The organism is Pseudomonas sp. GW821-FHT07G06 (genome assembly GCF_058986625.1).
This window is the reverse complement of the sequence record NZ_JBYSVW010000003.1, coordinates 324,888-341,739: the sequence shown is the minus strand read 5'-3', so window position 1 is coordinate 341,739 and position 16,852 is coordinate 324,888. Positions and strand designations below refer to the sequence as shown.

Below are 16,852 nucleotides of genomic sequence, written 5' to 3'. Positions count from 1 at the left end.
CAGGCTCGCTCCCACAGTGGATTTGTGGTGATTGTCAGTCGTGTGCGGTCAGGGCTACTGCTGCCTCAGCCAGCTGCAACTCACTGAACACCTGCACCCCGTGGCGCTTGAGCAGCGCCGCCGTCACGCCCTCGCCCCTGACCTTCACACCGCTGAACGTCCCGTCATAGGTCAGCAGATTGCCGCAGGATGGGCTGCTGGCCTTGAGGATGGCAATGCGGATGCCGTGTTTTTGCACCAGTTCCAGCGCCTGATACGCCCCCGACAAAAACTGCGCACTGACGTCCTCGCCCTCGGTAGTGATCACCGCGGCCTGGCCATCGAGGACTTGCGCGCCCTGCCCGCCTGGAATTTCCGCGGCCGCCCGAGGCGTCGGCAATCCGCCGGCGACTTCCGGGCACAACGCCACGACCCGACCTTCGTCGAGCCATTGCTGAAGCTGATCGAACGGCCCGCTGGCCCCGCCGTCGTAACGAACGCGGTGGCCCAACAGGCAGCGGCTGACGAGAATTTTCTGCATGATCAGAACGGCTCGTTGCCGCGCCGCCGGAACCAGCCCGTCAGCGACAGGCGATCCCGCGTCGCGGGCAGCACTTCGTGGGGAACCTCTCCGGAGAGAAACACCACCAGGCAGCCGCCGGTAGGCTGCACGTCATAAACGCGATCGTTGTCGAGGTACATGCGCAACTGGCCGCCGTGTTCGGGAAGCCAGCCGTCATTGAGGTAAACCACCGCCGAAACCATGCGCCGGTCGTCATCGCGAAAGCGATCGACATGCTTGAGGTAGAACGCCCCGGGCGGGTACATCGCAAAATGGCTTTCGAAATCCTCCAGGCCGAGAAACAGACCGCGATTGATCGCCTCGCGCAGGCTGTCCATCAAACTCAGATAGCTGTCGCAAGCCTCGGCCTGGCCGGGGTCGATCCACTGGATATGGTCGCCACGAATCCCTTCGCGGATTTCCGAAAACGGTCCACGGCCCACGGCGGCCGGAGCCAGTTCACCCTCGGCAGCACGTTTGCGACACTCGGCCGCCAGCGCTCGGGTCAAGTCCTGAGGCAGGAAAATATTCTGCTGCGACCAGCCGTGCTCGGCCAGGTCGTCGACGATTCGTAACAGCAGCGGGTGATCAGAGGATATTTGCATGGCGCGCATAGTATTCCTGTGCCCGAAAATCCGACAGAGCCGCGCAGCGGGTTGATACGAATTCTCGACAAGTACGGATGCCACACGGAGAATAGTCGCCTGCTGACTGGAGTCCCTATGCGCCGTTTGCTTTTATCACTGTTGATGTTCTGCGTTTTGCCCGCCTGGGCAGACGGCCACGACCAGTTGTACAAGGTCGCCGGCTGGCCGGAACAACGCGCGCATTTCAACGACGCCCTCTCGGCTGCCCAGCAACGCTACCAGGGCAGCCTGCCTCCGGCTGTGTATCAGGCTCTGGTCAATAACAGCAATCAGCGATTTTCCGCCCAGGCCGTGGACCAGCGCGCCGAAGCGCAATTGCGCAAGAACCTCGCCGATCCAAAACCTGCACTGACGTTTTTCCAGTCGCCTCTGGGCAAGAAGATCGTCGCTGCCGAGTTGCTGGCGACCCGTCGCGACCAACTGGCAAAAAATGCCAAGGGCTTGCCAAAGATGCAGGCCAGCGACAGCCGCCTGCTGATCATCGGCCATCTGGCACAAGCGCTGCCTGCTCGCGAGGCCGGCGCGGAAGTCAGTCTGGCGATTGCCGGTGTGGCCGCCGACAGCCTGAGTTCGATGATCCCGGGATTGCTCGGTGCCGGTCAGGCCCAGGGCATGCTCAACGGCCAGCGCCAACGCCTGATGGACCAGATTGGCAGCGACCTGAACAACACACTGCTGTATGTCTATCGCGACCTGTCGGACGACGAGCTGGAAGAGTTCGCGACCTTTGCCGAATCGACGCAAGGCCAGGCTTACTATCAGGCGGCACTGGCAGCGATTCGCGCGGGGTTGGCGGTGGGGCAGAGCAATTCGAACCTGACGCAGTGAAAAGATCGCTCTGTAGGAGCTGCCGAAGGCTGCGATCTTTTGATCTTGCTTACCGATTCTGACGACTCATCCGCTTGGTCAAAAACCCTAGATACTCTTGCCGCATCACCAGTGTTTCATTCGCCAGATGATGCCGCGCCTCAGGCAACATCAGGACCTGCGGCCTATCAAACTTGCCCCGCAACACTTCAAGGTTATGCTCCCAATCCACGGTCATGTCCGCCTGCCCCTGCACGATCAGCGGCCGCCTGGTGCTGACCGGCGCCGCTTCAACGCGTTTGATCCAGCGTGCCAGCGCGCCCACCCAGGCTGTCGGCAGACGCAGCGGCTGCAATGGATCGGCCTGCAGGAACGGCAAAAAGGCCGGGTCGTTGGAGTTCTCGCTGAAGCGCCGGGCGATGGCTTTGACGAACGGCCTGAGCAAGTAATAGCTCAGATGCGACCAACCCCACGCTCGCGGCCGCACCAACGGTGCCAACAGGATCACCTGACCCTGGGCCGGGCTGCTCGCCCCCGCATTCAACACATGATCGATCACGATCGCCCCACCGGTACTTTGCCCGCACAGGTGCCACGGTTGCGGCAATTCGAGGGATTGCGCCTCGCTGAACAACCCTTGCAGCGTGTCCTGGTATTCGGCGAAATCCTTGATGCTCGCCCGTTCGCCACTGGACAAGCCATGCCCCGGCAGGTCGCAGGCAATCACCGCAAAGCCCTGATCCAACGCCCATTCGATCACATGCCGGTAGAGCCCGGTGTGGTCGTAGAAACCGTGGATGACAAACAGCGTCGCCTTCGCCCGCTCGGGCCACCAGAACTGGCTGACCAGCTCATAACCATCGACCTCGAAACGCCCAAGACCGCTGCGCACCTGACGCGGTGAAAAATCCAGTCCGTAGAACTGCTGGTAGGCCTTTGCCTGCGCCGACAACGGCTGCCCGGACGCCAATGGCAGCAAGCTTGCACGTAGAAGATCAGGGTTGAAAGTGGCCGGCATGGACGATTCCAGAGCGTGAAACGGACTTTATAGGCCTGCGATATTCATCTGTCGCGGCAAGCATGGCAAGCTAGCCGACCTTCGAGGACTGAACCGATGCGCCCGCCCTTTCGCGCCACCCTGTTTGCCAGCCTGCTCGCCGTGGTGTGTGCCGGCGTACTGTGGGCGGCCTACGACTGGTTCCAGGGGCGTTACCTGCGGGCGTTCAGCGAGCACACGGCAATGTTTTCGGGGGATCCGCTGCGCCTTCCCGATGACCTCGCTGGTCCTGGCGCTATCCGCCTGGTGCATTTCTGGGACCCGGCCTGCCCGTGCAACGTCGGCAATCAACAACACCTGACCGAACTGGTCGAGCGCTATGTCCCCCATGGCGTGGAATTCTATGCCGTGCAAAAAGCCGGTAGCCATGGCCAGTTACCGGGCACCTTGAGCCGCCTGAAAACCATCGACGTCCTGCCCGGTTCCGAACAGATCCCCGCCAGCCCGGCCGTGGCGATCTGGGACCGCAGCGGCAAACTGGCCTACTTCGGCCCTTACAGCGAAGGCCTGACCTGCAATTCCAGCAACAGCTTTATCGAACCCATCCTGCAAGCGCTCGATGAAGGTCGTGCGGTGAGTGCCACGCACACACTGGCGGTGGGGTGTTACTGCCCATGGCCTGTCGATCCGGTGAAACAGGGAAAGACGCGGTAATACGAATCCCTCCTACGGGCGATGCACCAAGCCGGCGCGTCGTGTTACACAGTGGCACCTGGAATCACAATAACAACAAGGAGTCCCCATGAAACGCAGCTTGACCGCTCTCGCGCTGTTGATCGTCGTGCTGGTCGCCGGAGCCGGCTGGTATCTCTACAGCAAGCAGCCGTCACGCCAGGGCATGGTGGAACTGCAACACCTGCAAGGTTCAGTCACCGTGCGCTACGACGAGCGCGGCGTTCCGCATATCCGCGCCGACAACGAAACCGACCTATACCGCGCACTTGGCTACGTGCATGCCCAGGACCGCTTGTTCCAGATGGAAGTCCTGCGTCGTCTGGCTCGTGGCGAACTGGCCGAGGTGCTCGGACCGAAGCTGCTCGACACCGACAAACTGATGCGCAGCCTGCGCATTCGCGAACGCGCCGAAACCTACTTCGCCAATCTCGACAAACAGTCACCCTCTTTCGTCGCCATGCAGGCCTATCTGGATGGCATCAACCAGTATCAGGACAGCCACGCCAAACCCGTGGAGTTCGATGTGCTGGGCATTCCAAAACGCCCGTTCACCGCCCAGGACACCATCAGCATCGCCGGTTACATGGCCTACAGTTTTGCGGCGGCATTTCGTACCGAACCCTTGCTGACATTCGTGCGCGATCAACTGGGTCCCGACTACCTGAGTGTTTTCGATCTCGACTGGCAGCCCAAAGGCGTGCTCAACGGGACCGCACCGTCCTTGGCCAGTGCCGACTGGAAAGACCTCAACGCCCTCGCCCGCCTGAGCGAACAGGCCTTGGCCGACAACGGTCTGCCCCAGTTCGAGGGCAGTAACGCCTGGGTCGTCGCGGGCAGCCGGACCCAAAGCGGCAAGCCACTGCTGGCGGGGGATCCGCATATTCGTTTCTCCGCGCCGTCGGTGTGGTACGAAGCACAACTCTCGGCGCCGGGCTTCGAACTCTACGGCCACTATCAAGCCTTGATGCCGTTCGCCTCCCTGGGCATGAACAACGACTTCGGCTGGAGCATCACCATGTTCCAGAACGACGACCTCGACCTGATCGCCGAGAAGGTCAACCCGGACAATCCCAATCAAGTCTGGTATCGCGGCAAGTGGGTGGACATGGTCACCAGCGAACAGAAGATTGCGGTCAAGGGCCAGGAAACGGTGACGCTGGTACTGCGCCAGTCGCCCCACGGCCCGATCGTCAACGATGCCTTGGGCAGCGGCGTCGGCAAGACACCGATTGCCATGTGGTGGGCGTTTCTCGAAAGCCAGAACCCGATTCTGGACGGTTTCTACCAGCTCAACCGTGCCGACACCCTGGTCAAGGCCCGCAGTGCCGCGGCAAAAATCCAGGCACCGGGCCTGAACGTCGTATGGGCCAATGCCAAAGGTGACATCGGCTGGTGGGCAGCGGCGCAACTGCCGAAACGTCCGGCGGGTGTACGCCCATGGTTCATCCTCGACGGCAGCACCGCCGAGGCCGACAAGGATGGCTTCTACCCGTTCAGCGCCAACCCTCAGGAAGAAAACCCGGCGCGGGGCTACATCGTCTCGGCCAACTTCCAGCCAGTGTCGCCGACCGGCATGGAGATTCCCGGCTATTACAACCTTGCCGATCGTGGCCAGCAGCTCAATCGCCAGCTCAGCGACAAAGCCGTGAAATGGGACCTGGAAAACAGCCAGAAACTGCAGCTGGGCACCACCACCGCCTACGGCCCGCGCTTGTTGGCGCCGCTGCTGCCGGTGTTGCGCGAAGTGGTGAGCGACCCCGCCGAACTCAAACTGGTGGAGCAACTGGCCCAGTGGAAAGGCGACTACCCGCTCGATTCCACCAGCGCCACGCTGTTCAACCAGTTGCTGTTCAACCTGGCTGACGCGACGATGCACGATGAACTGGGTAACGACTTTTTCGAAACACTGCTCTCGACCCGGGTGATCGACGCCGCGCTCCCCCGCCTGGCTGCCAGCGCCGATTCACCGTGGTGGGACAACCGCAGCACCCTCGGCAAGGAAACCCGCGCCGACACGGTGAAAGTCGCCTGGCAAGCTAGCCTCGCCCACCTCAAGAGCACCCTCGGCGCAGACGCCTCGCAATGGCAGTGGGGTAGCGCGCACACCTTGACCCATGGTCATCCGCTGGGGCAGCAAAAGCCGCTGGACCTGGTCTTCAACGTCGGCCCCTTCGCCGCACCCGGAAGCCATGAAGTGCCGAACAACCTCTCTGCGAAGATTGGACCGGCACCCTGGCCCGTTACCTACGGCCCTTCGACCCGGCGCCTGATCGACTTCGCCGACCCGGCCCACAGCCTGACCGTCAACCCGGTTGGCCAGAGCGGCGTAGTGTTCGACAGTCATTATGATGATCAGGCCGAGGCCTACATCGAGGGAATGTACTTCCAGGCGCATCTCAATGATGAAGAGGTCACGGCCAATACGCGCAGTACGTTGAAGCTGTTGCCGGCGCGGGCGGCTCAGTAATTTTGCATTGGCTGGACCGGCCCCTTCGCGAGCAAGCCCGCTCCCACAGGGATCTGTGTCGAACACAAATTTTGTGAACACCAGAGCAACCTGTGGGAGCGGGCTTGCCCGCGAAGGGGCCCGCAAGAGCAATGCAAATTCATGGTTCAAACCATCGCCGCAAAATTCAACCTGAACTGCTGCGGCGTCACCCCCAATCTGCGATTGAACACACTGCGCATGTGCTGGGCATCGCGAAATCCGCATTGATAGGCCACAGTCTTGAGCGGCGCACGAGTGCTTTCGAGCATCACCCGCGCCGCATCGACCCGTGCGCGTTCGACGAACTCGGCCGGGGTGATTTTCGCTTCCCTGGCAAACACCCGGGAAAAATTGCGCGCGCTCATGTTGGCGGCATTGGCCAGGTCAGCGATGGCTAAATCGCCCGTCAGGTTGGCCAGCACGTAATGCTGGACCATCGCCACCGCCGAGCCCGGTTCGGCGTGGGGCGTGAGGAACGGGCTGAACTGCGACTGCCCGCCTGAACGCTGGGTGAACACCACCAGCCGCTTGGCGACATTCAGTGCCACTTCCGGTCCGTGATCCCGACCCAATAGATACAACGACAGATCGATCCCCGCTGTAACCCCGGCCGAGGTGAACAGGTCGCCGTCCTCAACGTACAGTCGATCCGCTTCCACGCGGGACGAGGGGCACAGCGCCGCCAGATCCGATGCGTCCTGCCAATGCGTGGTGACCGTGCGCCCCTCCAGCAACCCGGCGCGGGCGAGCATGAAGGCACCGTTGCAGATCGAGCCAAACCGTTGCGCCCGCCCGCAGGCCCCGCGCAGCCAGGTGTCGAACGCCATACCGAAACTCATGAACGGCAATTGCGGCCCGCCAGCCACCAATAACAAGTCGTACGCCTCGATCGCTTCGCTGAAATGCCGATGGGCATTGAGTACCAAACCGTTGGAGCACGCCATCATCCCGTGCTCGACGCCGATCGCCTCCAGCCGATAGTGATCCTGCGGGGCAAGGAATCGATTGGCCTCGGAAAACACATCCATGGGGCCGGTGACATCCAGCGACTGGACGCCGGCGAAGACCACGATGGCGATGGTTTTACTCATGACGTGAATCGCCTCCTTTGGATCTGATTGCACCTTCCCTCTGTAGGAGCGAGCCTGCTCGCGATGAAATCAAAGACGCCGCGGGGTATCAGGTTCCCCGCGTTATCGTTGACGACCATCGCGAGCAAGCTCGCTCCTACAAGGTCTGCATGCACCCTAGCCAAACCAGGCGCAACAAGCGAGGTTGGCGCGATATGCATGCTCATTGGCCGGGATCGCAACCATGGCGCGATTGTCCGGTTTCGGGGGGCGGAACAGACTGAAACCCTCAGCGCCACCCAGGCGTTCACGACGAGGAAAACTCCATGAGCACCACCATCGCCGGCATCAGGATCCCCGACAGCGCGCTGGCCAAGGCCACCACCGAATACATCCGTGACATCGAATCGGACCTGCTCTACCACCACTCGCGCCGGGTCTTTCTGTTCGGCGCCCTGAGCGGTGAGCGCAAGCAATTGGCCTACAACCCGGAGTTGCTATACGTCGGCGCGATGTTCCATGACCTGGGCCTGGTGGAGGGGCACCGCAGCGACATCGAGCGCTTCGAAGTCGATGGCGCCAATGCGGCAGCCGCATTTCTAAGGCCTTACGGGCTGAGCGACGACGATATCGAACAGGTCTGGCTATCGATTGCCCTGCACACCACACCGGGCGTTCCTCAGCACTTGCGGCCCACCGTGGCACTGGTAACGGCGGGTGTCGAGATGGACGTGCTGGGCATGGACTACGCGGCGTTCTCCACCGTGCAGCGTGAAGCGGTGGTGCATGCGCATCCACGGGGCGAGGGGTTCAAGGAGTGCATCATCTGCGCGTTTGCCGATGGCTTGCGTCATCGTCCGCAGACTACGTTCGGGAATGTGAAGACGGATGTGCTGGTGGATCAGGAGCCGGGATTCAAGCCGATGAACTTCGTCGAGGTCATTCGCCAATCTCCTTGGATTTCCTGACCGCCAAAGAACCTGTGGGAGCGAGCTTGCTCGCGATGGCGGCATCACAGTCAACATCGATGTTGAATGTCAGTCCGCTATCGCGAGCAAGCTCGCTCCCACAGGGGGTCGGGTTGGCCACAAAGTTGTGGTCAACCCGGCATCAGGCTCAAGCCGCTTCCGGTGCCTGCGCGCGACGCACGTCCGGTTGTTTCCACGAGTCGGCGGCCGCCTCTTCGATCGCTTGCTGGATCGCACGCTTGCGGCTTTCTTCGGCGCGACGACTGAAGAACCAGACCAGGAAGGTCACGATGGACACCGCCAGCAGGATCAGGCTGGCCACGGCGTTGATCTCGGGCTTCACGCCCAGACGTACCGCCGAGAACACTTCCATCGGCAGGGTCGTGGACCCCGGGCCCGACACAAAGCTCGCCAGCACCAGGTCATCCAGCGACAGGGCGAACGACATCATGCCGCCGGCCGCCAGCGACGGCGCGATCATCGGGATGGTGATCAGGAAGAACACCTTCCACGGTTTCGCGCCCAGGTCCATGGCTGCTTCTTCGATGGACAGGTCCAGCTCGCGCAAGCGCGCCGAAACCACCACCGCCACATAGGCCGCACAGAACGTGGTGTGGGCGATCCAGATGGTGACGATGCCGCGTTCCTGTGGCCAGCCGATCATCTGCGCCATGGCCACGAACAGCAGCAACAGCGACAGACCGGTGATCACCTCAGGCATCACCAGCGGCGCGGTCACCAGGCCACCGAACAGGGTGCGGCCCTTGAAGCGCGTAATACGCGTCAGGACGAACGCCGCCAGGGTACCCAGCGCCACCGCCGCCACCGCCGTGTAGCAGGCGATTTCCAGCGAGCGCACCACCGACCCCATCAGTTGCGAGTTGTCGAGCAGGCCGACGTACCACTTGATCGACCAGCCGCCCCACACCGTCACCAGTTTCGAGGCGTTGAACGAGTAGATCACCAGGATCAGCATCGGCAGGTAGATGAACAACAGACCCAGTACCAGCATCAGGCTGGAGAAACGGAAGCGCTTCATTCTTTACCCTCCATTTCCTTGGCCTGACTGCGGTTGAACAGGATGATCGGCACAATCAGGATCGCCAGCATCACCACCGCCAGGGCAGACGCCACCGGCCAGTCACGGTTGTTGAAGAACTCTTGCCAGAGCACTTTACCGATCATCAGGGTTTCCGGGCCGCCGAGCAGTTCCGGGATCACGAACTCGCCCACCACCGGGATGAACACCAGCATGCAGCCGGCGATAATGCCGTTTTTCGACAGCGGCACGGTGATTTTCCAGAAGCTGTTGAAGGTGCTCGAACCCAGATCGGATGCGGCTTCCAGCAGGCTCTGGTCGTGCTTCACCAGGTTGGCGTACAGCGGCAGGATCATGAACGGCAGGTAGGAATAAACCACACCGATGTAGACCGCCAGGTTGGTGTTGAGGATCTGCAGCGGCTCGTTGATCCAGCCCATGCTCATCAGGAAACCGTTGAGCAGGCCGTTGTTGCTGAGGATGCCCATCCACGCATACACGCGGATCAGGATCGCGGTCCAGGTCGGCATCATGATCAGCAGCACCAGCACCGTCTGCACTTCCTTGCGGGCAACGGAGATGCCGTAGGCCATCGGGTAGCCGATCAGCAGGCAGAGGATGGTGCTGAACAGCGCCATCTTCAACGAGCCGAGATAAGCGGCGATGTACAGCTCGTCACCGGCCAGCATCGCGTAGTTGCCCAGGTTAAGCAGCAACTGCAGCTTCTGCTCGGCGTAGCTGTAGATTTCGGTGTAGGGAGGAATGGCCACGTCCGCTTCGGCGAAGCTGATCTTCAAGACGATGAAGAACGGCAACATGAAGAACAGGAACAGCCAGATGAAGGGAACCCCGATGACCATCTGACGGCCACCGGGAATTATTCGATTGAGTCGACGCTTGAATTTGCGCATGTTCATGAGCGGAGCACCACGCCGCTGTCGTCTTCCCAGTACACGTAGACCTGATCACCCCAGGTCGGACGCTGCCCGCGACGTTCGGCGTTGGCCACGAACGACTGCACCAGCTTGCCGCTTGGCAGTTCGACGTAGAACACCGAGTGCCCGCCCAGATAGGCGATATCGTGCACCTTGCCGCTGGACCAGTTGTACTGGCAGGTCGGCATGTCGGCGGTTACCAGCAGTTTTTCCGGACGAATCGCGTAGGTGACCGACTTGTCCTGCACCGAAGTGCTGATACCGTGGCCGACGTAGATCTGACGATCCAGGTCTTTGCAGGTAATGATCGCGTGGCCTTCGGCGTCGTCGATCACTTCGCCTTCGAAGATGTTCACGTTACCGATAAATTCGCAGACCAGGCGGCTGGTCGGGGTTTCGTAGATGTCGATCGGGCTGCCGATCTGGGCGATCCAGCCCAGGTGCATGATCGCGATGCGCTCGGCCATGGTCATGGCCTCTTCCTGGTCGTGGGTCACCATGACGCAGGTTACGCCGACGCGCTCGATGATCTCCACCAGCTCCAGCTGCATTTGCGAACGCAGCTTCTTGTCCAGGGCGCCCATCGGTTCGTCGAGCAGCAGCAGCTTCGGACGCTTGGCCAGGGAACGGGCCAAGGCCACACGCTGACGCTGACCACCGGACAACTGATGCGGCTTGCGCTTGGCGTACTGGCTCATCTGCACCAGCTTGAGCATGTCGGCCACCCGCGCATCGACTTCGGCGGCAGGCAGTTTGTCCTGCTTGAGGCCGAAGGCGATGTTCTGCGCCACGGTCATGTGCGGGAACAAGGCGTAGGACTGGAACATCATGTTGATCGGCCGCTCGTAGGGCGGCATGTCGGTGATGTCTACGCCATCGAGGAAAATGCGCCCCTCCGTGGGCCGTTCGAAACCTGCGAGCATGCGCAGCAATGTGGACTTGCCCGATCCCGAGCCGCCGAGCAGGGCGAAGATCTCGCCTTTCTTGATTTCCAGGGACACGTCGTCCACGGCAATCGTCTCGTCGAACTTCTTCGTGACCCGGTCGATTTTGACCAGCACCTGTTTAGGTTGCTGGTCGCCCTCGAGGGCTTTCTTATAGGCGCCGGAGGCAACTGCCATTTACGAAACTCCCAAAAAAAAGAGTGCAGTTCGCTCAAGTTGAGCCAACTTTGGATAGTTTGAGCCTTGAAGCTATTTACCCGTCTTGACCTTGGTCCAGCTGCGGGTCATCAAACGTTGAATGTTCGGTGGTAACTCGACCGACACGTAGGTCTTGTCGAGGACTGCTTGCGGTGGATAAACCGCTTCGTCGGTGCGAATGGACTGTTCCATCAGTTTGTCCGACCCGGGATTAGGGTTGGCGTAGCCGACGTAATCACTGACCTGGGCGATGACCTCAGGCTTCAGCAAATAGTTGATGAAGGCGTGAGCCTGCTTGACGTTGGCTGAGTCCTTCGGAATCGCCAGCATGTCAAACCAGAGTGCGCCGCCTTCTTTCGGGATCGAGTAGGCGATGTTCACGCCTTTCTTGGCTTCTTCGGCGCGGTTCTTGGCCTGGAAGATGTCGCCGGAGAAACCGATCGCCACGCAGATATCGCCGTTGGCCAGATCCGCGATGTACTTGGAGGAGTGGAAGTAGGTCACGTAAGGGCGCACGGCAAGCAACTTGGCGGTGGCCTTTTCGTAATCCTTGGGATCAGTGCTGTTAGCGTTCAGGCCCATGTAGTTGAGCACTGTCGGCATCATTTCATCGGCGGAATCGAGGAACGCGACGCCACAACTTTGCAGTTTCTTGATGTTCTCCGGCTCGAACAGCACGCCCCACGAATCAATCGTATCGACGCCCAGCACGGCCTTGACCTTGTCGACGTTGTAACCGATGCCGTTGGTGCCCCACAGGTACGGCACGGCGTACAGGTTGCCCGGATCGTTCTGCTCCAGGCGCTTGAGCAACACCGGGTCGAGGTTCGAATAGTTCGGCAGCTGCGACTTGTCGAGCTTCTGGAATGCCCCGGCCTTGATCTGTTTGCCGAGGAAGTGGTTCGACGGCACGACCACGTCGTAGCCGGTACGCCCGGCCAGCAACTTGCCTTCCAGGGTTTCGTTGGAGTCGAAGACGTCGTAGACAGGTTTGATCCCGGTCTCTTTCTGGAAGTCGGCCAGGGTGGTCTCGCCGATGTAGTCCGACCAGTTATAAATATGCACGGTACCGGCGGCCTGGACACTGACGGCAATCGTCAGCCCGGCGCCGACCAGCATGGCATTGCGCAACAAAGAAAAAATAGGCACGTGGAGGTCCTCTGAAATTAGTTGGGCCCAAGCTGCCCCGCGTTACATGACAACCGTGGTTGCCCGGCAACAAAACCGGCGCGCAACTTACCCTCGAAAAACCGTTCCAGCAAAACTTTTATGCAGATACCTGTAGGAGCGAGCCTGCTCGCGATGGTCGTCAACGATGACGCTGGGTGCCTGACACCCAGCGGTGCTCTCAGGTTCATCGCGAGCGGGCTCGCTCCTACAGGGGTTTTACTTATTTACCCGATTTGATCTTGGTCCAGCTGCGAGTCATGATCCGCTGGGTCGCGGCCGGCAAGTCGGCAATCGCGTACAGCTTGGCCAGCACGTCCGCCGGCGGGTAAACGCCCGGGTCGCTGGTGATGTCTTTGTCGACCAGCGCAGTTGCAGCCGCGTTACCGTTCGGGAAACGCACGGCGTTGGTGATTTCAGCCATGATTTCCGGCTTCTGCAGGAAGGTCATGAACTTGTAGGCGCCTTCGACGTTTTCGGCATCTTTAGGGATGGCGACCATGTCGTAGAAGCTGCCGGCACCTTCTTTCGGAATGTTGTAGCTGACTTTCACCTTGTCACCGGCTTCGGCAGCGCGGGATTTGGCCTGGTAAATGTCACCCGAGTAACCCACGGCCACGCAGATGTTGCCGTTGGCGAGGTCGGAGATGTACTTGGACGAGTGGAAGTAGGCGATCGAAGGACGGACCTTCATGATCAGCGCTTCAGCCTTGTCGATGTCTTCTTTCTTCTGGCTGTCGGTTGGCAGGCCCAGGTAGTGCAGCGCCACCGGAATCATCTCGGTTGGCGAGTCCAGCAGGCTGATACCGCACGCTTTCAGCTTGGCGGCGTTTTCAGGCTTGAAGATCAGGTCCCAGGAATCGACCGGTGCGTCGGCACCCAGTGCTGCCTTGACCTTCTCGGCGTTGAAACCGATACCGATCGAACCCCACATGTACGGGAAGGCGTGCTCGTTGCCCGGGTCGCTCACGGAAACGGCCTTGAGCAGGTCGGTGTTCAGGTTCTTCCAGTTAGGCAACTTGGACTTGTCCAGCTTCTGGTAAACGCCAGCCTTGATCTGCTTGGCCAGGAAGTTGTTCGACGGTACGACGATGTCGTAGCCGGACTTGCCTGCCAGCAACTTGGCTTCCAGGGTTTCGTTGCTGTCGAAGACGTCATAGACAACCTTGATGCCCGACTCGTCTTCAAACTTCTTGACGGTGTCCGGTGCGATGTAGTCGGACCAGTTGTACACGTGCAGTACTTTGTCATCGGCCTGAACCGCGCCCGCCATCAACCCCATCACGGACATGGCAAGCAGAGTCTTGCCAGCGAGCTTTTTACCTAGTGCCTTCATGCGTAATGCTCCAAATTTTTCTTTTTTGAACCACTTGTTCAGCGACCGAACCCGGGCAACTGGAACCGCGGCTAGTCTGGCAAGATCCACATCGGTCTTTCAAGGAAACGGCCACGCTTTCTGACAGTTCTGAGCGAAAGTTCCTACTTCATATGCAGAACTTCGGACTTCCGCTCAGAGCCTAGCACTTAGCCCTGCAATGCACTCAGGGTCAGGTCAAGACACTTGCGAGCCTTGGTCACCAGCTCATCGATTTCCGCCGGTGTAATCACCAGTGGTGGAGCGATGATCATGGTGTCGCCGACGGCGCGCATGATCAGGCCGTTGTCGAAGCAGAACTGGCGGCAGATCATGCCGACGCCCTTGCCCTCGTAACGCTTGCGCGTGGCCTTGTCCTGGACCAGTTCGATGGCCCCCAACAAACCGACCCCGCGAACTTCACCCACCAGCGGGTGATCGTTCAGTTCCCGCAGACGCTTTTGCAAATACGGTGCCGTTTCTGCATGGACGCGCTCGATAATTTTCTCATCGCGCATGATGCGGATGTTTTCCAGCGCCACCGCAGCCGCCACCGGGTGACCGGAGTAAGTGAAGCCGTGGTTGAAATCGCCGCCTTCGTTCAGGACTTCCACCACTTCGTCACGCACGATCAGGCCGCCCATCGGGATGTAGCCCGAGGTCAGGCCCTTGGCGATGGTCATCATGTCGGGCTTGAGGCCGTAGAAATCGCTGCCGAACCACTCGCCGGTACGACCGAAACCGCAAATCACTTCGTCAGCCACGAACAGGATGTCGTACTTGGCGAGGATTTCCTTGATGCGCGGCCAGTAGGTATCTGGCGGAATGATCACGCCACCGGCGCCCTGGATCGGCTCGGCAATAAAGGCACCGACGTTGTCGACACCGACTTCCAGAATCTTCTCTTCCAGCTGATTGGCCGCCCACACACCGAATTCTTCCGGGGTCATGTCGCCGCCTTCGGCGAACCAGTACGGCTGGGCAATGTGGACGATGCCCGGGATCGGCAAGTCGCCCTGTTCATGCATGTACGTCATGCCACCCAGGCTCGCGCCGGCCACGGTGGAACCGTGATAGCCGTTCTTGCGGCTGATGATGACTTTCTTGTTAGGCTGGCCCTTGATTGACCAATAGTGACGGACCATGCGCAGCATGGTGTCGTTGCCTTCAGAGCCGGAACCGGTGAAGAACACATGGTTCATGCCTTGCGGCGCGATGTCGGCGATGGCCTTGGCCAGTTCCAGTACCGGCGGGTGCGCCGTCTGGAAGAACAGGTTGTAGTAAGGCAGCTCGCGCATCTGTTTGCTGGCGGCATCGGCCAGTTCATCGCGACCATAACCAATCGCGACACACCACAGGCCGGCCATGCCGTCGAGGATCTTGTTGCCTTCGCTGTCCCAGAGGTAAACGCCCTTGGCATTGGTGATGATCCGCGGGCCTTTCTCTTTCAGCTGCTTGAAGTCGCTGAACGGGGCCAGGTGGTGATCGTTGCTCAGGGTTTGCCATTCACGGGTTTGCGGGTTGTTGCTGGTCATGTGAATCTCCTAAAAAAAATCAGGTGAAGGCGCCGCCAGACAGCGACGGCGCCCGGCGTATCAGACGGCAAAGAGCAGGAATTCCCTTTCCCACGAACTGATCACGCGCTTGAAGTTTTCATGCTCGGCCCGCTTGACCGCGACGTAGCCAGTGATGAAATTCTTGCCAAGGTAACGCTCGATGGTCGCGCTGTTTTCCATGCGTTCCAGCGCATCTTCGATGGTCAGCGGCAGGCGCAGGTTGCGGCGTTCATAGCCACGCCCTACCACCGGCGCACTCGGGTTCAGGCCTTCGACCATGCCGATGTACCCGCAGAGCAGGCTCGCGGCAATCGCCAGGTACGGGTTGGCATCTGCGCCCGGCAGGCGGTTTTCCACCCGACGGTTATTTGGCCCGGCATCCGGAACCCGCAGGCCCACGGTGCGGTTCTCTTCGCCCCACTCCACGTTCACTGGCGCCGAGGTATCGGGCAGGAAGCGGCGGAACGAGTTGACGTTCGGAGCGAACAGCGGCAACAGCTCGGGAATGAGTTTCTGCAAGCCACCGATGTGGTGCAGGAACAACTGGCTCATGGTCCCGTCTTCATTGGAGAAAATGTTCTTGCCGGTCTCGATGTCGATGATGCTCTGGTGCAAGTGCATGGCACTGCCCGGCTCACCGGTCATCGGCTTGGCCATGAAGGTCGCGGCCACGTCGTGCTTGAGCGCGGCTTCGCGCATGGTGCGTTTGAACACCAGGATCTGGTCGGCCAGGGACAGGGCATCGCCGTGACGGAAGTTGATTTCCATCTGCGCCGTGCCGTCCTCGTGGATCAGCGTGTCGAGGTCCAGATCCTGCAGTTCGCACCAGTCGTAGACGTCTTCGAACAGCGGATCGAATTCGTTCGCTGCTTCAATGGAGAACGACTGGCGACCGATTTCCGGGCGACCGGAGCGGCCGATCGGCGGCTGCAGCGGGTAGTCCGGGTCGTCACTGCGCTTGGTCAGGTAAAACTCCATTTCCGGCGCCACGATGGGCTGCCAGCCTTTGTCGGAATAGAGTTTCAGGACTTTCTTGAGCACGTTGCGCGGCGACAGCTCGATCGGGTTGCCTTGCTTGTCGTAGGTATCGTGGATAACGATGGCGGTCGGCTCGATGGCCCACGGCACCAGGTATACCGCACTCTGGTCGGGACGGCAGATCATGTCGATGTCGGCCGGATCGAGCAGTTCGTAATAGATGTCGTCTTCGACGTAATCGCCGGTCACGGTCTGCAGCAGAACGCTTTCTGGCAGGCGCATGCCTTTTTCGGCGATGAATTTGTTGGTCGGCGAAATCTTGCCCCGGGTAATCCCGGTCAAGTCGGCGATCATGCATTCGACTTCTGTGATCTTGTGGTTTTTCAACCAATCGGTGAGCTGGTCGAGGTTGTTACTCATAAATGCCT

The 16,852-nt window shown here is 60.3% G+C and carries 15 protein-coding genes; 4 read left to right on the top strand and 11 right to left on the bottom strand.

Annotation, left to right across the window (positions count from 1 at the left end; translation table 11 throughout):
- Window positions 1-34: 34 nt before the first annotated feature.
- Both AC3WJW_RS08210 and AC3WJW_RS08205 read right to left on the bottom strand, forming a co-directional pair.
- Window positions 35-520 carry a 2-thiouracil desulfurase family protein gene (locus AC3WJW_RS08210; RefSeq protein WP_493725685.1) on the bottom strand — a complete coding sequence of 162 codons (486 nt, stop codon included), beginning with the start codon at window positions 518-520 and terminating at the stop codon, window positions 35-37.
- 2 nt (window positions 521-522) lie between these two features.
- Window positions 523-1,155: a 2OG-Fe(II) oxygenase gene (locus AC3WJW_RS08205; protein WP_493725684.1), complete on the bottom strand. Its 633-nt coding sequence runs from the start codon at window positions 1,153-1,155 to the stop codon at window positions 523-525.
- A 108-nt stretch (window positions 1,156-1,263) separates the two neighbouring features.
- Between AC3WJW_RS08205 and AC3WJW_RS08200 the strand changes: the two genes are divergently transcribed.
- A complete protein-coding gene (locus AC3WJW_RS08200; RefSeq protein WP_102699611.1) occupies window positions 1,264-2,016 on the top strand; it encodes a DUF2059 domain-containing protein in 753 nt (250 codons plus the stop codon).
- Between the two features lie 49 nt (window positions 2,017-2,065).
- On the opposite strand, the gene bipL is transcribed toward AC3WJW_RS08200, so the two are convergent.
- Complete coding sequence (bipL, locus tag AC3WJW_RS08195; RefSeq protein WP_493725683.1) at window positions 2,066-3,013, bottom strand: phospholipase BipL; 948 nt, start codon at window positions 3,011-3,013, stop codon at window positions 2,066-2,068.
- 96 nt (window positions 3,014-3,109) lie between these two features.
- On the opposite strand from bipL, the gene AC3WJW_RS08190 reads away from it, so the two are divergent.
- Window positions 3,110-3,706, top strand: coding sequence for a DUF6436 domain-containing protein (locus AC3WJW_RS08190; protein WP_493725682.1), 597 nt, complete (start codon window positions 3,110-3,112; stop codon window positions 3,704-3,706).
- An 88-nt stretch (window positions 3,707-3,794) separates the two neighbouring features.
- Window positions 3,795-6,194, top strand: a complete 2,400-nt coding sequence (locus AC3WJW_RS08185; RefSeq protein WP_493725681.1) for a penicillin acylase family protein — start codon at window positions 3,795-3,797, stop codon at window positions 6,192-6,194.
- Between the two features lie 146 nt (window positions 6,195-6,340).
- On the opposite strand, the gene AC3WJW_RS08180 is transcribed toward AC3WJW_RS08185, so the two are convergent.
- Window positions 6,341-7,306, bottom strand: a complete 966-nt coding sequence (locus tag AC3WJW_RS08180; protein WP_493725680.1) for a GlxA family transcriptional regulator — start codon at window positions 7,304-7,306, stop codon at window positions 6,341-6,343.
- Window positions 7,307-7,611: 305 nt separating this feature from the next.
- Here AC3WJW_RS08180 and AC3WJW_RS08175 point away from each other — a divergent pair, with 305 nt between their 5' ends.
- Window positions 7,612-8,253 (top strand): HD domain-containing protein, encoded by a 642-nt coding sequence (locus AC3WJW_RS08175; RefSeq protein WP_493725679.1) that lies wholly within the window; start codon window positions 7,612-7,614, stop codon window positions 8,251-8,253.
- Window positions 8,254-8,401: 148 nt separating this feature from the next.
- Here AC3WJW_RS08175 and AC3WJW_RS08170 read toward each other — a convergent pair whose 3' ends face one another.
- The 7 genes from AC3WJW_RS08170 to AC3WJW_RS08140 form a co-directional block, all read right to left on the bottom strand.
- Window positions 8,402-9,292, bottom strand: a complete 891-nt coding sequence (locus AC3WJW_RS08170) for an ABC transporter permease subunit (protein ID WP_007993121.1) — start codon at window positions 9,290-9,292, stop codon at window positions 8,402-8,404.
- Entirely contained in the window at window positions 9,289-10,170 is an 882-nt protein-coding gene (locus tag AC3WJW_RS08165) for an ABC transporter permease subunit (RefSeq protein WP_240629020.1), read from the bottom strand. Before AC3WJW_RS08165 ends, AC3WJW_RS08170 begins: the two co-directional genes overlap by 4 nt.
- Before the next feature lie 35 nt (window positions 10,171-10,205).
- Window positions 10,206-11,348, bottom strand: coding sequence for an ABC transporter ATP-binding protein (locus AC3WJW_RS08160; protein WP_095964263.1), 1,143 nt, complete (start codon window positions 11,346-11,348; stop codon window positions 10,206-10,208).
- Between the two features lie 72 nt (window positions 11,349-11,420).
- On the bottom strand, window positions 11,421-12,518 hold the full coding sequence (locus tag AC3WJW_RS08155) for a polyamine ABC transporter substrate-binding protein (RefSeq protein ID WP_493725678.1): 1,098 nt from the start codon (window positions 12,516-12,518) through the stop codon (window positions 11,421-11,423).
- Window positions 12,519-12,759: 241 nt separating this feature from the next.
- Window positions 12,760-13,872 (bottom strand): polyamine ABC transporter substrate-binding protein, encoded by a 1,113-nt coding sequence (locus tag AC3WJW_RS08150; RefSeq protein WP_007976361.1) that lies wholly within the window; start codon window positions 13,870-13,872, stop codon window positions 12,760-12,762.
- A 188-nt stretch (window positions 13,873-14,060) separates the two neighbouring features.
- Complete coding sequence (locus AC3WJW_RS08145) at window positions 14,061-15,425, bottom strand: aspartate aminotransferase family protein (protein ID WP_007976359.1); 1,365 nt, start codon at window positions 15,423-15,425, stop codon at window positions 14,061-14,063.
- A gap of 60 nt (window positions 15,426-15,485) precedes the next feature.
- Window positions 15,486-16,844 (bottom strand): glutamine synthetase family protein, encoded by a 1,359-nt coding sequence (locus tag AC3WJW_RS08140; RefSeq protein ID WP_493725677.1) that lies wholly within the window; start codon window positions 16,842-16,844, stop codon window positions 15,486-15,488.
- Between the last annotated feature and the right edge of the window lie 8 nt (window positions 16,845-16,852).